The organism is Achromobacter sp. 1011811831, assembly GCF_059760905.1.
This window is the reverse complement of the sequence record NZ_JCBANG010000051.1, coordinates 1-16,377: the sequence shown is the minus strand read 5'-3', so window position 1 is coordinate 16,377 and position 16,377 is coordinate 1. Positions and strand designations below refer to the sequence as shown.

Here is a 16,377-nt window from a genome sequence, read left to right as displayed (position 1 = left end):
TGGGCGCTTCAGCGCCCGGCGGTGTTGATGGCCGCCGAATCGGCGGCGAAGAAATGCTGTTGTTCGTCGGGCCAGGACAGGCGCAGCGTCTCGCCGGCGCGGGCGCGCATGTGCCCGCCCACGCGCACGGCCACGCCGCTGGTGTCGCCCATGCGGCAGACCACGATGGAGTCGGCGCCGAAGAATTCCACGCTTTCCACGGTGGCCTCGCGGCCCTCGCCGTCGATGCGGATGTGTTCGGGGCGCACGCCCAGCTTGACCGCGCCGGCGGGCGCGCCGGCCACGGCCGGGCCCTGCGCGCCGGCGATCACGGTCGCGCCTTGCAGCGCGGCCAGGCCGATCAGGTTCATGGGCGGCGTGCCGATGAAGCGCGCGGCGAATTCGCTGGCCGGGCGCGCGTACAGGCCGTCAGGCGTGTCGTGCTGTTCGATCTGGCCGCCGCGCAGCAGCACCACCTGGTCGGCCATGCTCATGGCCTCGGTCTGGTCGTGCGTCACGTACACCATGGTGATGCCCAGGTCCTGCTGCAGCGCGCGGATCTCGCGGCGCATGTCGTGGCGCAGCTGGGCGTCCAGGTTGGACAGGGGCTCGTCCATCAGGCAGACCGGCGCCTCGGAAATCACGGCGCGGCCCAGCGCCACGCGCTGCTGCTGGCCGCCGGACAGCTGCGACGGCTTGCGGTCCAGCAGGTGGCCCAGGCCCAGCAGGCCGGCCACGCGCTGCAGGCGGCGCTCGTAGTCGCGCGCCGGCTCCTTGCGCACCTTCAGGCCGAACAGGATGTTCTCGCGCACCGACAGGTGCGGGAACAGCGCATAGGACTGGAACACCATGGAGATGCGGCGCTTGGCCGGCGGCAGCTGCGTGACGTCGCGGTCGCCGATGTGGATGGTGCCGGACGTGGGCGTGTCCAGTCCGGCGATCATGCGCAGCGTGGTGGACTTGCCGCAGCCCGACGGGCCCAGCAGCACGGTGAAGCTGCCGGCCGGGACCGTGAAGCTCACGCCGTGGATGGCGGCGGCGCCGTTGTATTGCTTGGTCAGCTTATCCAGGACGATGGATGACATGCTTTCTCGTAGATCTATCGGGTCGTTGCGTTTGGCGGAGCCGCATTGTCGCCGCTGATGAAAACCTTTTCATTGTGCAGCGCAAACATGACGGGTGTATGGCAGCCCTGTGTTTGTAATCCGGATGCGGCCTCAGGCGAAGGGGTAAGGACCGGGGTATTCCCCAATCACGGCGTGATGCGTGACCAGCCGGCCGTCGTTCCACCAGTGCAGTTGGTAGCCCGGCGGTTCCATGATGTATTGCAGCGTCGGCCGCGGGCCCAGCTCCAGCGCCAGCTGGTGCGCGGTGCCCGGACAGGTCGAGGCGATGGTGCCGCCGAAGCGCTGGAAGATGGTCCGGTGCAGGTGACCGCAGAGCACGCGCTCGACATTGGGATGGCGCGACACGATGCGCTCCAGCTCGGGCGCGCCGGCCAAGAGGCCGATGGCGTCCATGTGCTCGATGCCGGTCAGGAACGGCGGATGGTGCATCAGCACCAGCGTGGGCCGGCCCGGTTGCTGCGCGAGTTGTTGCTCCAGCCAGGCCAGGCGCTCGCTGCAGAGTTCGCCGTGGCTCTTCATCGGCACCACGGTGTCCAGCGCCAGCAGGCGTAGCGGATAGGTGTCGACCGAGTACTGGATGAACGGGCTCGCGCCTTGCAGATAGGCGTGGTCGGGGAACGCGGCGCGCAGGCCCGCGCGGTCGTCGTGGTTGCCGGGCAGCAGGAAATACGGCATTTCCAGCGCCTGCAGCTGCGCACGCAGGTGCGCGTATTCATGCGGGCGGCCCAGGTCGGTCAGGTCGCCGGTGATGAGCACGCAATCGGGGCGCGGCGACAGCGCGTTGAGCGCGCGCACGGCCGGTCCGAGGAAGGCGGCGGGGTCGATGATGCCGTAGGCCTTGTCGCCCGGCGTGCGCATGTGCAGGTCTGTGATTTGTGCGATGAGCATGAAGAATCCGTGGGGTGTTAGGGCAGCGCGCGCGTTCAGCGCCGCACCGCCGCCGCCGTGCCGCCCACCACGATGCAGTGCGGCAGGCGGTTCGATTGCGGAGGTTGGCCGTGGATCTGCGCCAGCAGGTTGGAACAGGCCGCCTGGCCGATGCCGTCGCTGGGCTGCGCCACCGTGGTCAGCGGCGGCGTGAGCAAGGCGCCGAAGCGCATGCCGTCGAAGCCGCAGACCGAGATGTCGGCGGGTACCGACAGGCCCAGCCCGACCAGGTCGGCGATGACGGCGGTGGCCAGCAGATCGTTGGAGCAGAACAGCGCGGTGGGCGCCTGCTTGCCGCGCAGCGCGGCCTTGAGCGCCTCGGCATCGCTGCCGGTGTGCGAGCTCATGCTGATGTGCTGGACCGCGTCCAGCCCCAGCTTCTTGGCGCAGGCGCGCGCGCCGGCCAAGCGCCGCCGCGCGCGGTCGGAGGCCGTCAGCGGGCCCGTCACCAGCGCGATGCGCTTGTGGCCCAGCTGGGCCAGGTGGGTGACCATGTCGCAGGCCGCGGCGCGGTTGTCGACCGAGGCATACGGATGGGAGGCCGATTCGTTGTAGACCAGCACGTAGGGCATGCCGGCGCTGTCCAGGTCGTTCAGCGTGGCGCTCTTGGCCACGTCGGCCACGGTCAGGATCAGGCCGTCGACCTGATGGTCCATCAGGCCCTGCACCGCCGCCGATTCCACCGCCGGGTCATAGCCGGTGGCGGTCAGCATGACGCTGTAGCCGGATTCGCGCGCGCGCCGCTCGGCGCCCTCGAAGCACTCGGCGAACACCGGGTTCGACAGCGTGGGCAGGATCAGGCCGATGGTGCGGGTGCTGCCCGAGCGCAGGCTGCGGCCCACGCGGTTGGGCCGGAAGCCCGCGCGCTTGGCGATGCTGCGGATATGGGCCAGCGTGTCCGGATGCACGATCTCGGGCTGGTTGAACGCGCGCGAAACCGTCGCCGGCGAGACGCCTGCCTTGCGGGCCACTTCGATGATGGAAAAGCGGGGCGACGGACGCGCGGCCATGTCTCTGTGTTTTGCTTATATGCTGAAAACGATTTCATCTTACAAGACAAATATGACCTTTGTGTTGCACGGGTTTGCGCTATGCTGGCAGCAACGCAACAACACGAAGCCAACATGCGCGAGCATGACGCGAGTCATGAAAATCACCGGGCTTTTTCGGTAGTTTTCCTAATTGACGCGTCGCATGAATTGGCAGGTCCGCGCAGGCGGGCCACGGTCAAGGGGACCGGGTGCGGAAGTCAGTACCGCGCAGGGCGCGGCACCGGGAACGAGGAAAGCAAATGTCCATTGCCTTGAACAGACTTGGCGCGCTTGACGCGGCGCGCAAGCTGCAACGGCGCGAATTGACCGCGGTGCAATTGGTGCGCGCCTGCTTCGCGCGCATCGAACAACGCGAGAACACCATCCATGCCTGGACAGCGCTGCAGAAGCAGGTGGCGCTGGAGCATGCCGAGCAACTCGACAAGGGTCCGCTGCGCGGTCCGCTGCATGGCCTGCCCATCGGCGTGAAAGACCTGTTCGACACCGTCGACCTGCCCACGCGCTACGGCTCGCCCATCTACGAGCGCCACCATCCCGGCCAGGATGCCGCCGCGGTGGCGCTGTGCCGCGGCGCCGGCGCGGTCGTGGTCGGCAAGACCGTCACCACCGAATTCGCCACCTACACGGCCGGTCCCACGCGCAATCCGCGCAACGAGGCCTACACGCCCGGCGGCTCGTCCAGCGGCTCGGCCGCGGCGGTGGCCGATGACATGGTGCCCTTCGCGCTGGGCTCGCAGACCGCCGGCTCCATCATCCGCCCGGCCTCGTATTGCGGCATCGTCGGCTTCAAGCCCACCTTCGGCGCGATTCCGCGCGCCGGCGTCAAGAGCCTGGCGGAATCGCTGGACACGGTGGGCGGCTTCGCCCGTTCCGTGCCGGACATCGCCCTGTTCGCATCGGTGCTGATGCGCGATCCGCGCATGCTGGACCTGAACTACGACGCCAAGCCGCGCATCGGCATGTACCGCAGCCTGCAATGGCGCCACGCGCAGGCCGAGACCAAGGAAGCCTACGCCCAGGCCGCCGCCATCCTGGCGCGGGCCGGCGCCCAGGTCGAGGAAGTGCCGCAGCCGCCGGCCGCCGACTGCATGCTGGTGCAGCTGCACGCCGACATCATGGCCTACGAGGCCTCGCAGTCGCTGGCCTATGAACGCCTGGAGCATGCCGCGCAGCTCAGCGCCAAGATCCAGTCCGTGCTCGAAGCCGGCGCGCGCATCACGGCCGAGGAACATCACCGCAACCTGGCGCGCGCCGCCGAGGTGCGCGCGCGGGTGGACCTATGGTTCGACCGCTACGACGTGCTGCTCACGCCCAGCGCCAGCGGCGAGGCGCCCTTCGCCGACCTGGGCACGGGCGATCCGCAGTTCTCGCGCGGCTGGACGCTGTTCGGCCTGCCCTGCCTGAACCTGCCCTTCGCCACCGGGCCGCAAGGGCTGCCGGTGGGCTTGCAGGTGGTCGGCCCGCGTCACGCGGACCATCGCACGCTGGCCATCTCCGCCTGGATGCACGAACGCTTGCTGGCCACGCAGGCGCCGGACATCGGCGCTGCGGATATCTGGCCGCGCGGCTGAGTCCGTGGCGTGATGCAAAGCCCCCGCAAGGGGGCTTTTGCATCTTGGAATCGTCCAAGCTGAACGAGGCCCCCCGCGGCGCGCACTGCGCGCGCTTGCTGCTCCCCGGAGGCAGGCTCTCGTCATCTTGGAGCGGCCCGACCATGAAAAAAGCCCGCAACAGCCTGTTTGGCTGCTGCGGGCTGCTTCGTCTCCCTTGCGCCCGGCGCTGGTGCGCGCGGCGGGCGGTCGGCGGCGCATGTGGCGCGCCGCCGCGGACGTTTCATGCCTGGGCGCGGATCACGCGGCCTCGGCGGTTTCTTGTTCGGTGGCGTCGGCGCCGGCGTTGATGTGGCGGTTGACGGCGCTCAGCACGGCCTGGAACGAGGCCGTGACGATGTCGCGGTCGATGCCCACGCCGAAGCCCGTGCCGGAATCGCCCACGCGCAGTTCGACGTAGGAAGCGGCGCGGGTGTCGGTGCCGGTGCCGATGGCGTGCTCGTGGTAGTCCATGATGCGCACCGGCACGCCCAGCGCGGCCACGAAGGCCGAGATGGCGCCGTCGCCCTTGCCCGTCACGATACGGCGTTCGCCGTTGTATTCGAGTTCGGCCTCGATGCTGAAGTGCTGGCCTTCGCCGGCCGACGGATTGCCGTCGATGCGATGGCGCACCAGCTTCCACGGCGACTTCTGTTCGAGGTATTCGCGGTTGAAGATGGTGTGCACATCGTCGGCCGTGACTTCGCGGCCGGTCTCGTCGGTGACGCGCTGGATGGCGCGGCTGAATTCGATCTGCAGGCGGCGCGGCAATACCAGGCCGTGTTCCTGTTCGAGCAGGTAGGACACGCCGCCCTTGCCCGACTGGCTGTTCACACGGATCACCGCGTCGTAGCTGCGGCCGAGGTCGGCCGGGTCGATCGGCAGGTAAGGCACTTCCCAGACGGCGTCCGGCTTCTGCTGCGCGAAGCCCTTCTTGATGGCGTCCTGGTGCGAGCCGGAGAAGGCGGTGAACACGAGGTCGCCGGCATAGGGATGGCGCGGGTGCACGGGAAGCTGGTTGCAGTACTCGGCGCAGCGACGCACTTCGTCGATGTCCGAGAAGTCCAGGCCGGGGTGCACGCCTTGCGTGTAGAGGTTCAAGGCCAGCGTCACCAGGTCGACGTTGCCGGTGCGCTCGCCGCTGCCGAACAGGCAGCCTTCGATGCGGTCGGCGCCGGCCATGACGGCGAATTCGGCGGCGGCCACGGCGGTGCCGCGGTCATTGTGCGGGTGCACGCTGAGCACGATGCTGTCGCGGCGGGCCAGGTTCTTGTGCATCCACTCGATCTGGTCGGCGTACAGGTTGGGCGTGGTGGCCTCGATGGTGGCGGGCAGGTTCAGCACCATCTTGCTGGCCGGCGTGGGCTGCCAGATGTCGGCGACGGCGTTGGACACGTCCAGCGCGAAGTCGGGTTCGGTGGTGCTGAAGACCTCAGGCGAATACTGGTAGCGCCACTGCGTTTCCGGATGCTGGGCGACGTATTGCTTGACCAGGCGCGTGCCGGTGGTGGCGATGTTCTTGATTTCGTCGCGGCTCATGTTGAACACGACCTTGCGGAACGCCGGGGCGCAGGCGTTGTACAAGTGGACGATGGCCTGCTTGGCGCCGGCGGCGGCTTCGACCGTGCGGCTGATCAGGTCTTCGCGCGACTGCGTCAGCACGATGATGGTCACGTCTTCGGGAATGCGCTTCTCGTCGATGAGCTTGCGCACGAAATCGAAGTCGGTCTGCGAGGCGGACGGGAAACCGACTTCGATTTCCTTGAAGCCGATCTTCACCAGCTGTTCGAAGAAGCGGAGCTTGCGCTCGACGCTCATCGGTTCGATCAGGGCCTGGTTGCCGTCGCGCAGGTCGGTGCTCATCCAGATGGGCGGCTGCGTGATGCGGCGGCTGGGCCAGGTGCGCTCGGCATAGTCGCCGGCGAAGGGCTTGAACGGTACGTACTTGGTGGCGGGGTTGGCAAGCATCATCTCTACACCTCGATCGGTTTCTTTTGAATCCCGGGGACTGGGTCCCGCAAGCGGCGCACGCCCGGATGACGGTCTGGCGCCTGGATTTGCCGTGGATATGCCCGGAAACTACTGGCCAGGCCGGCAGGATTCAGTCTTGAAAACAGGAAAAGAAAGGGGAATACGCGTGTGGCGAGCGTGTGGCTGCCGAGCTACCACGAGGCACTAGGCCCGGCAACCGATCGGTAGGTATAGCGATAGCGCGGCGAAGGAGGCAACGCTGAAGAAGGAAGCGCGCAGGCCGGCGACCGGAGCGTCGTAGCGTCCGGTGGCAATCGCGAGGGGGTTGCGGTTAGCGGCCATAGGTGTGCTAGTCAAACATACTTTTTGTGCAAGCGCAAATGAAAAAGCCAGGGACGTATCTGTCTTACGGTGACGCCTCAGGGTATTCCCTGGTTCTTTCGACAGGCCGGCAGGCGCGGCGCGAGCCACGCGTTTCGCGGTGGCGCGGGGCTCGCGCGGCCGGACGCGCAACAGCATGAGCGCGCGCCGGCCCAGGCGCCTACTGCGTCTGCATATGGCCGTTCTTGACCACTTCGCCCAGGCGCTTGCGCTCGTTGGCGGCGAACTCGGCGAAGCTGGCGCGCGAACCACCGCCCGGCTCGATGCTGCTCTGGCGCAGCGCATCCTGCACTTCACGCGTCTGCAGCGACTGCTCGACCGCCGCGTTCATCTTGTCGAGCACGTCTGCCGGCGTGCCGGTCGGCGCGTACAGGCCGGCCCAGTGGCCGATGCGCACCGTGCCGAAGCCGGCCTCGGCCGTGGTCGGAATGTCCGGCGCGCTGGCCATGCGCTTGTCCCAGGTGGTGGCCAGCGCCTTGAGCTTGCCGCTCTGGACCAGCGGCAGCGTCACGATGCTGGCCTCGGAGGTGGCGTCGACCTGGTTGCCGATCACCGCGCTCACGCCTTCCGAGCCGCTCTTGTAGGCGATGGGCTCTACCGGCAGGCCGGTGGCTTCCTTGAGCATCTCGGCCACGAAATGCGGCGTGCTGCCGTTGCCGGCCGTGGAAAAGGTGATGCGGTCGCTCTTGGCCTGCTTGGCGCGTGCCACGAAGTCCTTCAGGTCCTTGGCGGGGTTGGACGGATGGGTCACGATCACCGACGGCGTGATCGACAGCAGCGCGACGGGCGTCAGCGCCTCGTCCTTGTACGGCTGGTCGGAACGGATCAGGCTGTTGGTGACGGTGCCGTTGCTGCCGACCAGGTAGGTGTAGCCATCGGCCGGGCTGCGCGCCACGTGCGCCGCGCCGATCACGCCGCCGGCGCCGGGACGGTTCTCGACGATGACGGGCTGGTTCAGCGCGGCGCCGACCGCCTTGGCGATGATGCGGGCGACCAGGTCATTGGCGCCGCCAGCGGTGAACGGGGCGACGAAGGTGATGGGCTTGTCGGGCCAGGCGGCCAGGGCCGGCGCGCTGAACGAGAGGGCGGCCGAGCAGGCCAGCGCCATGCTGGCGGCGAACCGGACGGAAGTGCGGAACATGGAAAGCGGACTCCAGGAGGCCGGCCGCGCGGTCGCCGCGGCAGGGCCGCCGGCGCTTGGTGTCGGTATGACGCGCAGCCCGCGGTTGCGCGAGCCTGGCCGGCCAGTATAGGAGCGGCTTGCTGGCAGGGGACTGAAATGCAAAAGCCGCCTGGACGGCGGCTTCTGGCGGGTTGCGCGGAAGGGGTGTCGCTTATCGGGCGGGGCCGATGCGCGGCTCGACGTAGCGGTCGGCGCGCGCTTCGCGGCGCGGGGCGTCGTCGTCGCGGGAGCCGGCGCGCGGCTTGCCGCCGCCTTCCAGGATCTCGGCCTGGCGCGCCACCATGTCGATCTTGGCGATGCGGCTGTGGCGGATTTCAGACAGCGAACGGCGCAGGTCGCCGACGGTGAAGGGCTCTTCGCGGTCGCCCCAGGTCCAGCGCAGCACGCCCAGCGATTCGTCGGACAACTGCGGCGCCAGTTCGGCCAGCACCTCGGTCTGCACCGGCGTGGCGCGGCCGGAGGCCAGGCTGGCGGTCAGCCAGGCGCGCAGCGCGAAGAAGACGATGAGGCTCCAGATGCCGACCCCGACCCACCACAGGTAGGGGCTGAACTTCTGCACCATGTCCATCGTGGGCTGGCCCAGCGAGTGCAGGAATTCGAAGCTCACGCGCTTGCCCGCGTCCAGTATCCAGTTGGCGACGAAATACCAGATGATGAGGGCGACGGCGATCACGATCGCGCGCAGGAGGAGTCTGGGAAGCGCAAGTTTGAGCAGGGTTTGGCCGATCAGGCGGCTATCCTGGCGAACGCGCTCGGGCGAAGTCTGATTCATCATGCAAAATATTGTACCTATGACCCGTCCGATTTTAGAACTGCGTCCTGGTCAGCATCTGACGCTGACCCCACAACTGCAGCAATCGATCCGATTGTTGCAGTTGTCCACGCTCGAACTGGAAGCCGAGATCTCGCAGGTGCTGGCGGACAACCCGCTGCTCGAGCGCGACGACGAGCCCGCGGCGCCCGAGGCGCAGGCGGAGTCCGAACGCGAATCCTCGGTGCAGGACGACGAGCCGGCCGCCGAGCGCGACACGCCCATCGAGGAAATGCCCGGCTCCGGCGGGGTCTATCCAGATGAGGACGGCGGCCCGCCCGAGGCCGCCATGCCGGACACGCTGCGCGAGCATCTGCTGGGCCAACTGATGCTGACCCGGGCGGCGCCGCGCGACGCTGCCTTGGCCGCCCTGTTGATTGACGAGCTGGACGAGAACGGCTATCTGGGTTCGCCGCTGGAGGAAATCCTGGGCTGGCTGCCCGCCGAGCTGGAGCCGGACATCGACGAGCTGAAGGCGGCGCTGTCGCTGCTGCAGTCCTTCGATCCGCCCGGCATCGGCGCGCGGGACATGGCGGAATGCCTGCTGTTGCAATTGCGCCACCCCGATATCGGCCGCCTGCCCGAGGCGGCCGACCCGGCGGCGCTGGCCTGCGCCCGCGAGATCTGCGCCCGTCACCTGCCGCTGCTGGCCACCGGCAATGTCGCCCGTCTGTGCGTGGCGGCGGGTTGCGACGAAACCCGATTCCGCGCCGCGCACGCCCTGATCCTGCGCCTGGAGCCGCGTCCGGGACGCGCCTGGACCGTGCCGGCCGCCGACTACGCCGTGCCGGACGTGATCGTGCGCAAGACCCGGCGCGGCTGGCAGGTCACGCTCAACAGCGCCGCCGTGCCGCGCCTGCAGATCAACGGCCTGTACGCGCAGATGCTGGGCAACCAGAAGGAATCGGCCCACGCCGGCCTGCAGGCCCAGCTGCAGCAGGCCAAGTGGATGATCCGCAACGTCGAGCAGCGCTTCGACACCATCCTGCGTGTGTCCCAGGCCATCGTCGAGCGCCAGACGGCCTTCTTCAGCCAGGGGCCGGCGGCCATGCGTCCGCTGATCCTGAAGGACATCGCGGGCGAACTGGGCCTGCACGAATCCACGATTTCGCGGGCCACGACGCAGAAGTACATGCTCACCCCGTTCGGCACGCTGGAGCTCAAGCGCTTCTTCGGGACGGGGGTGTCGACCGATGGCGGCGACGCCACCTCGGCCACGGCGGTGCAGACCCATATCCGCCAGATGGTGGCGGACGAGAACCGTGCCAAGCCGCTGTCCGACAGCCAGATCATGGAAAAGCTGGCCGACCAGGGCATCGTGATCGCCCGGCGCACGGTGGCCAAGTACCGCGAGGCCTTGCGCATCGCGCCGGCGGCGCTGCGCAAGGCGCAAGCCTCGGTCCGGTGAAATCAGGGACGAATCGTTAGGAATTCGTCCCTGATTTCAAATACTTGCGTGACAAATCGGTTGCAAATTTTTTTAGGACAGCCGCTTGCCAGATTGAGAATAATTTTCGATAATTATTCTCATGTACATTTGTGTATGCAACGCGATCACCGAACGCCAAGTCCGCGCCAGCGTGGACGCGGGCGCAACCACGCTGGCCGACCTGCAGTTCGAGCTGGGCGTGGCGACCTGTTGCGGCTGTTGCGCAGCCACCGCCACGGAATACCTGCCCGGCGGCCGTTGCTCCAGCGTCTGCGACGTGCGCTCGATCGCCGTTCCGGTCAATCCTCCCGCCGCCCTGACTGAACAGGCCAGCGCGCCGGCGGCCAATACCTATCCGGTCATCCGGGTGGCCGTCGCCTGATCCCTCCAGCCTGATTGATCTGGCTTGATCACATAGCCACGGTTGTCGACCGTGGCTTTTGTTTTTTGGGCGCGCCCGCCGCGCGAGTCCCCGCGTTCTTCCTGTCAGCGCCCGTCTTTTCCTCTTGCGGCTTGCCGACGCGCGCGGATCCTCCCGATTCCTTGAATTTTCGCTGACCCTCCACCGTCCAGGGCGACGGCTGGCGCCATGCCTCGGCGCAGAAAGCCTGCACCGTCAGCGCCACCTGGCGCGCCGGTTCGCGCGCCGCCGCGCCCAGGCAGAGCGCCAGCTCGGTAGGCGGCGCCACGGGCAGGTGTCCGTCCACGATGCGCAGGCCGGCGGTCAGGCAGCGGCGCTCCAGCAGCGCCACGCCCAGGCCGCCGGCCAGCGCCGCCTGCAGGCCCAGCAGGTTCGGGCTTTCATAGGCGATGCGCCAGCGCCGGCCGGCCGCTTCCAGCGCGTGGATGGCGCGGTTGCGGTAGATGCAGCCCTGGGGAAACGCCACCAGCGGCACCGGTTCGGCGTCGGGCAGCGGCCAGGCATCGGCGGCGATCCAGTGCAGGTGTTCCGGCCAGGCCGCCAGCGCCGCGCCCGCACCCAGGCCGGCCCCGGGTTCGCGCTTGAGCAGCGCCACGTCCAGGTCACCGCGTTCCAGGCTGCGCGTCAGCCCGGCGCTCAGGTCGCAACGCACCGACAGGCGCAGCGCCGGCCGTTCGCGCGCGTAGGCCGCCAGGATGGCCGTCAGGGCTTCCGGCGCGAAGTCGTCCGGGATGCCCAGGCGCACCACGTCCACGCGCTGGCGGCCGCTGACGGCCTCGCGCACCTCGGTGGACAGCGCCAGCATGCGGCGGGCATAGCCCAGCAGCCGCTCGCCGTCCTCGGTCAGCTGGACCTGGCGGCCGTCGCGGATGAACAGCGCGCATTCCAGCGCCTCTTCCAGCTTGCGGATCTGCTGGCTGACGGTGGATTGGCTACGGTGGACGCGTTCGCCGGCGCGCGTGAAACCGCCGGCGTCGACGACGGAAACGAAGCTGTGCAGCAGGTCGAGATCAAGCATGGCGGGGTCTGGAAAGAGGTCGCGCCTTCCGGACGGAAGGCGGATTCATGCATTCGATTTTCAAATACTTTCGATCTGAATAAAGCGTTTGTCAATGGATAGGGTGGCGCGCAGAATGGCCGCCAGCATGTCGCCACAGCGGCGGCGCCCTCTCTCCGAGACTCGCATGAAAACCCCCTTGCTAGCTGTCGCATCTCCCGCCCGCGCCGATTCTCCAGCCGCGTTCGCGTTGTTGCCCGTCGCCGCGTTCTGCCTGTTGTGGAGTTCAGCCTTTGCCGCCGCCAAGATCGCCGTGCGCGATTGTCCGCCGATGACCCTGCTTGCCGTGCGCTTCGTGATCGCGGGCGCGCTGATGCTGGGCGTGGCCGCGGCCACGGGCCGCTGGCGCTGGCCGAGCCGGCGCGACTTCGCCGCGCTGGTCTTGCTGGGCCTGCTGAACAACACGCTGTACCTGAGCTTGAGCTGGTCGGGCATGACGCTGGTGTCATCGGCTTTCACCGCGGTGCTCATCAGCACCAATCCGCTCTTGATCGGCGTGCTGGCCGGGCCGGTGCTGGGCGAGCGGCTGAACTGGCGCAAGCTGCTGGGCCTGTTGCTGGGCGTGGCCGGCGTGGCGGTGGTGTTGCGCTCGCGATTGAGCGGCATGCAGGAAGACGCGCACGGCACTTTGCTCGTGGTCGGAGGCCTGCTTGCGCTGGTGGCGGGCACGCTGCTGTACAAGCGCTTGAAGCCGTCCGCGGACCTGTGGATGGGCACCGGCATCCAGTCGCTGGCCGGCGCGGCCGCGATGGTGCCGATCGCGCTGGCGGTCGATGATCTGGGCGCGGCGCACATGACAGCCAGTCTGTTCTGGAGCATGGCCTACATGATCATCGCGGTGTCGATCGGCGGTTATTACTTGTGGTTCATGATCCTGGGCCGCGCCAGCGCCACCGCGGCCAGCGCGCTGCATTTCCTGATGCCGCCGCTGGGCTTGCTGTTCGGCTGGCTGGTGTTGAGCGAGCCGGTGTCGTGGCTGGACCTGCTGGGCATCGTGCCGATCGCTTTCGGCATCTGGCTGGCCACGCGGCGCGCCGATTGAGTCCGCGATATCCACCAGGTCGATGCGTGAAGGCGCCGCCCGCGCTCATGCGGTCGTAGATATGCAACAGCGCGGATCGCGCGCCGTACGCGGGTTTTTCAGCGATGCGGCGCGCGATCCGCGCTGCGCTTGACGCGCATCAAGGCGCGTAATTCGGCGCCGTGGCCGCTTCCAGGCCGCATGCAGCCTACATGGCGCGTGCAAGGCATCGCTCACGCAAACTCATTCTCATTATCCTGTCGCTTTCGTGTTGCGCTTGCAAAGCCGTTTACCAAATGCAGAGCAAGGCTAGGCGCGGCCCCGCGCCGGATGTTAGTCTGCCGGGGTTGCGTACGCGCGGCATCGCGCGTCTTCCTGTCGCGATGTGCTCGCATCGCGCCTGACTGCAAGGAGTCTCATCATGAAAGGCGATAAAACCGTCATCCAGCATCTCAACAAGCAGCTGACCAACGAGCTGACGGCCATCAACCAGTATTTCCTGCATGCGCGCATGCTGAACCACTGGGGCTTCGACAAGCTGGGCAAGCACGAATACGAAGAGTCGATCGGCGAGATGAAGCATGCCGACCGCCTGATCGCGCGCATCTTCATGCTCGACGGCCTGCCCAACCTGCAGGACCTGCACAAGCTGCTGATCGGCGAAGACGTGCCGGAACTGCTGGCCTGTGACCTCAAGCTGGAGCAAGGCGCGCAAGCCACGGTCAAGGAAGCCATCGCGTATTGCGAATCGGTGCGTGACTACGTGTCGCGCGATCTGTTCCAGGACATCCTGGACGACACCGAAGAGCACATCGACTATCTGGAAACCCAGATCGACCTGATCGACAAGGTCGGCCTGCAGAACTACCTGCAGAGCCAGATGTCGGTGCCGGAATAAGGTTGCCGGCCTGGCGGCGGTCACAAGATCGCCGCCCACAACAAAGGCGCCCCGCGGGGCGCCTTTGTTGTTATACGCGGCCAGCGCGCCGCGTCGATATCATTGCGATCACGTTACTGCGGACGGGCCGGGCATTCGGCCATCGTGCCCCAGGCGCGGTTCGGCGCACAGTACTTGTTGCGCGCGGCCCAGGAACACGAGGGGCGTTCGAAGAAGCCTTGCGTGGCGCAATGCGCCAGCTCGCGCTTGAGCGCGTCCTGCCAGCCGGGGGCGCCGGGCGCCTGGGCGGTGTTCGGGGGCGGCGGCGCGGGCATCATCTGGCCGGAACCGTAGCCGCCTGCCTGGACCTGGCCCTGCCCCGCGCCGCCGTTGACGGCGGTCGAGGTGCCGGGCGCCTGCAGATCCAGCGTGCTGACGTCGGACGTGCCCGTGGGCAGCGGCACCTGCTGCGAGGCCGCGGCGATCTCGCGCGCCTGGTCGGCCGAGATGCGTTCGCGCGACAGCTTGACGTTGGGATCGCTGACGGAATCGAACAGCGACACGGTGTTGATGGCCCACTCGCGGTCGGCCGGCTTGTCGGGCACGCCCAGCGTGCCGTCGATGCGGGGCTGCGGCGGTTGCGCCACATAGGGACGCCCGTTGGCGTCCAGCACCGGTTGCTGGCCGTCGGCCCCATCCTGGCCGGGCGCGGGCGCGGCAACCGGGGCATGCGCCACCAGCCAGTCGCCAAGTTGAATTCCGCCCCAGGCCGACGCGCCCAGCGCGACCAGCAGCGTTGCGAACAATAAACGCCAAGACATTGCTAAACCTCTTCTGCCGTGCGGAACCCGGACGGGTCTACGCCTTGTCTCCGAAAACCTTGCCGCCATGCTCGCGCATGGCGTGGAATTTCACATCCGGATACAGTTCCTCGGCCACGCGCAGCTGCGCGGGCGAACCGATCAAAAACGCCGCCGCATCGACCACATCATAGGCGATATGGGCAGCATTGGCATCCATGAACTTGCGCAGCGCCTTGGGGTTGTCGGACGTGATCCAGCGCGCCATCGTGTAGCGCGAAGGCAGCATGCGGGCGTCCACGCCGTACTCGGTCTTGAGCCGGTGCGCCACCACTTCGAACTGCAGCTGGCCGACCGCGCCCAGCAGCAGCGAGCCGCCGGCCGCCTCGGGACGGAACACCTGGATGGCGCCTTCTTCGCCCAGCTGCGTGAGACCGGTGCGCAACTGCTTGGTGCGCAGCGGGTCCTTCACTTCGACGGCCTGGAACAGCTCGGGCGCGAAGAACGGCAGCCCGGTGAACTGCAGGGTTTCGCCTTCGGTCAGCACGTCGCCGAGCTGCAGCACGCCGTGGTTGGGGATGCCGATCACGTCGCCGGCATAGGCCTCGTCCAGCAGCTCGCGCCGCTGCGACAGGAACGACACCACGTTGTTGGGCCGCATTTCCTTGTTGGTGCGCGCCACCTTCAGGCGCATGCCGCGCTCGAAGCGGCCGGAGCTCACGCGCACGAAGGCGACGCGGTCGCGGTGCGCGGGGTCCATGTTGGCCTGCACCTTGAACACCACGCCGGTGAACTTGGGCTCCTCGGGCTGCACCTCGCGTTGCAGGGCCGTGCGCGGGCCGGGCGGCGGGGCCTGCTCGACCAGCGCGTCCAGCACTTCCTGCACGCCGAAGTTGTTGATGGCCGAGCCGAAGAACACCGGGGTCTGCTTGCCGGCCAGGAACTGCGCGCGGTCGAAGGCGGGCGCGGCTTCGTTGATCAGCTCGATCTCGCCGCTGGCCTGTTCGAAGGCCGAGCCGAAGCGGCGGCCGATCTCGGGGTTGGACAGCCCCTCGATGAAGTCGTCGTTGTCGGAGCGGCGCTCCTGGCCGGCGCGGAACACGCGCATGCGGTCGCGGCGGATGTCGAACACGCCGCCGAAGGCCTTGCCCATGCCCACCGGCCACGAGAACGGCACCGCGTCCATGCCCAGGTGCCCTTCGATCTCGGACAGCAGCTCGAGCGGCTCGCGCACTTCGCGGTCCATCTTGTTGATGAAGGTGATGATGGGCGTGTTGCGCGCGCGGCAGACCTGCAGCAGGCGGATGGTCTGCGGTTCCACGCCGTTGGCGGCGTCGATCACCATGAGCGCGGCGTCCACCGCGGTCAGCACGCGGTAGGTGTCTTCCGAGAAGTCCTGGTGGCCCGGGGTGTCGAGCAGGTTGATGACGCAGTCGCGGTATTCCATCTGCATCACCGACGAGGCCACCGAGATGCCGCGCTGCTTTTCGATTTCCATCCAGTCGGAGGAGGCATGGCGCGAGGCCTTGCGGGCCTTGACGCTGCCGGCGATCTGGATCGCGCCTGCGAACAGCAGCAGCTTTTCGGTCAGCGTGGTCTTGCCCGCGTCGGGGTGGGAAATGATGGCGAACGTCCGGCGTCGCGCGACTTCTTGTTGAATGCTCATGATCGATGGAATATTCGGGCGCCGTGTTTCAGGTCCGGCGCGGTCCTGCTGCGTGCAAAAAAAGCGCGGGGCTCGCGCCGGAAAGG

General features: G+C 67.7%; 13 protein-coding genes and 1 pseudogene. 5 read left to right on the top strand and 9 right to left on the bottom strand.

The annotated features are described in order from the left end of the window. Positions 1-8: 8 nt before the first annotated feature. The 3 genes from AC6LJ9_RS18800 to AC6LJ9_RS18790 form a co-directional block, all read right to left on the bottom strand. A complete protein-coding gene (locus AC6LJ9_RS18800) occupies positions 9-1,064 on the bottom strand; it encodes an ABC transporter ATP-binding protein (protein ID WP_498148744.1) in 1,056 nt (351 codons plus the stop codon). Between the two features lie 132 nt (positions 1,065-1,196). Next, a complete protein-coding gene (locus AC6LJ9_RS18795) occupies positions 1,197-1,994 on the bottom strand; it encodes a phosphodiesterase (RefSeq protein WP_498148743.1) in 798 nt (265 codons plus the stop codon). A 35-nt stretch (positions 1,995-2,029) separates the two neighbouring features. Further along, positions 2,030-3,043, bottom strand: a complete 1,014-nt coding sequence (locus AC6LJ9_RS18790; RefSeq protein WP_498148742.1) for a LacI family DNA-binding transcriptional regulator — start codon at positions 3,041-3,043, stop codon at positions 2,030-2,032. 281 nt (positions 3,044-3,324) lie between these two features. Between AC6LJ9_RS18790 and AC6LJ9_RS18785 the strand changes: the two genes are divergently transcribed. Next, positions 3,325-4,656, top strand: coding sequence for an amidase (locus AC6LJ9_RS18785; RefSeq protein WP_498148741.1), 1,332 nt, complete (start codon positions 3,325-3,327; stop codon positions 4,654-4,656). 279 nt (positions 4,657-4,935) lie between these two features. Here the strand turns inward: AC6LJ9_RS18785 and leuA are convergent, their stop codons facing one another. From leuA to AC6LJ9_RS18770, 3 genes are all read right to left on the bottom strand, one after another. Then, the gene (gene leuA / locus AC6LJ9_RS18780; protein ID WP_498148740.1) at positions 4,936-6,645 is read right to left on the bottom strand and encodes a 2-isopropylmalate synthase; all 1,710 of its coding nucleotides are present in this window, start codon (positions 6,643-6,645) and stop codon (positions 4,936-4,938) included. Positions 6,646-7,186: 541 nt separating this feature from the next. After that, a complete protein-coding gene (locus tag AC6LJ9_RS18775; protein WP_212313436.1) occupies positions 7,187-8,167 on the bottom strand; it encodes a Bug family tripartite tricarboxylate transporter substrate binding protein in 981 nt (326 codons plus the stop codon). Between the two features lie 193 nt (positions 8,168-8,360). Continuing rightward, complete coding sequence (locus AC6LJ9_RS18770; RefSeq protein ID WP_498148739.1) at positions 8,361-8,984, bottom strand: hypothetical protein; 624 nt, start codon at positions 8,982-8,984, stop codon at positions 8,361-8,363. 16 nt (positions 8,985-9,000) lie between these two features. On the opposite strand from AC6LJ9_RS18770, the gene rpoN reads away from it, so the two are divergent. Both rpoN and AC6LJ9_RS18760 read left to right on the top strand, forming a co-directional pair. Beyond that, complete coding sequence (gene rpoN, locus AC6LJ9_RS18765; protein ID WP_498148738.1) at positions 9,001-10,428, top strand: RNA polymerase factor sigma-54; 1,428 nt, start codon at positions 9,001-9,003, stop codon at positions 10,426-10,428. Between the two features lie 121 nt (positions 10,429-10,549). After that, positions 10,550-10,831, top strand: a complete 282-nt coding sequence (locus AC6LJ9_RS18760; protein ID WP_212313431.1) for a (2Fe-2S)-binding protein — start codon at positions 10,550-10,552, stop codon at positions 10,829-10,831. Between the two features lie 211 nt (positions 10,832-11,042). On the opposite strand, the pseudogene AC6LJ9_RS18755 reads toward AC6LJ9_RS18760, so the two are convergent. Then, a pseudogene (locus tag AC6LJ9_RS18755) lies at positions 11,043-11,888 on the bottom strand (LysR substrate-binding domain-containing protein); the annotation flags it as partial. Positions 11,889-12,054: 166 nt separating this feature from the next. Between AC6LJ9_RS18755 and AC6LJ9_RS18750 the strand changes: the two are divergent. Both AC6LJ9_RS18750 and bfr read left to right on the top strand, forming a co-directional pair. Then, complete coding sequence (locus AC6LJ9_RS18750; protein WP_498148737.1) at positions 12,055-12,969, top strand: DMT family transporter; 915 nt, start codon at positions 12,055-12,057, stop codon at positions 12,967-12,969. Between the two features lie 400 nt (positions 12,970-13,369). Next, entirely contained in the window at positions 13,370-13,846 is a 477-nt protein-coding gene (gene bfr, locus AC6LJ9_RS18745) for a bacterioferritin (protein ID WP_103271951.1), read from the top strand. Between the two features lie 113 nt (positions 13,847-13,959). Here bfr and AC6LJ9_RS18740 read toward each other — a convergent pair whose 3' ends face one another. Then, the gene (locus AC6LJ9_RS18740) at positions 13,960-14,646 is read right to left on the bottom strand and encodes a hypothetical protein (RefSeq protein WP_212313429.1); all 687 of its coding nucleotides are present in this window, start codon (positions 14,644-14,646) and stop codon (positions 13,960-13,962) included. Positions 14,647-14,683: 37 nt separating this feature from the next. Then, a complete protein-coding gene (locus AC6LJ9_RS18735) occupies positions 14,684-16,291 on the bottom strand; it encodes a peptide chain release factor 3 (protein WP_103271953.1) in 1,608 nt (535 codons plus the stop codon). Between the last annotated feature and the right edge of the window lie 86 nt (positions 16,292-16,377).

What these genes read in the sequence shown, in the direction of transcription:
- AC6LJ9_RS18800 (WP_498148744.1), bottom strand. Translation starts at nt 1,064, where the DNA reads ATGTCATCCATCGTCCTGGATAAGCTGACCAAGCAATACAACGGCGCC.
- AC6LJ9_RS18795 (WP_498148743.1), bottom strand. Translation starts at nt 1,994, where the DNA reads ATGCTCATCGCACAAATCACAGACCTGCACATGCGCACGCCGGGCGAC.
- AC6LJ9_RS18790 (WP_498148742.1), bottom strand. Translation starts at nt 3,043, where the DNA reads ATGGCCGCGCGTCCGTCGCCCCGCTTTTCCATCATCGAAGTGGCCCGC.
- AC6LJ9_RS18785 (WP_498148741.1), top strand. Translation starts at nt 3,325, where the DNA reads ATGTCCATTGCCTTGAACAGACTTGGCGCGCTTGACGCGGCGCGCAAG.
- leuA (WP_498148740.1), bottom strand. Translation starts at nt 6,645, where the DNA reads ATGATGCTTGCCAACCCCGCCACCAAGTACGTACCGTTCAAGCCCTTC.
- AC6LJ9_RS18775 (WP_212313436.1), bottom strand. Translation starts at nt 8,167, where the DNA reads ATGTTCCGCACTTCCGTCCGGTTCGCCGCCAGCATGGCGCTGGCCTGC.
- AC6LJ9_RS18770 (WP_498148739.1), bottom strand. Translation starts at nt 8,984, where the DNA reads ATGATGAATCAGACTTCGCCCGAGCGCGTTCGCCAGGATAGCCGCCTG.
- rpoN (WP_498148738.1), top strand. Translation starts at nt 9,001, where the DNA reads ATGACCCGTCCGATTTTAGAACTGCGTCCTGGTCAGCATCTGACGCTG.
- AC6LJ9_RS18760 (WP_212313431.1), top strand. Translation starts at nt 10,550, where the DNA reads ATGTACATTTGTGTATGCAACGCGATCACCGAACGCCAAGTCCGCGCC.
- AC6LJ9_RS18750 (WP_498148737.1), top strand. Translation starts at nt 12,055, where the DNA reads ATGAAAACCCCCTTGCTAGCTGTCGCATCTCCCGCCCGCGCCGATTCT.
- bfr (WP_103271951.1), top strand. Translation starts at nt 13,370, where the DNA reads ATGAAAGGCGATAAAACCGTCATCCAGCATCTCAACAAGCAGCTGACC.
- AC6LJ9_RS18740 (WP_212313429.1), bottom strand. Translation starts at nt 14,646, where the DNA reads ATGTCTTGGCGTTTATTGTTCGCAACGCTGCTGGTCGCGCTGGGCGCG.
- AC6LJ9_RS18735 (WP_103271953.1), bottom strand. Translation starts at nt 16,291, where the DNA reads ATGAGCATTCAACAAGAAGTCGCGCGACGCCGGACGTTCGCCATCATT.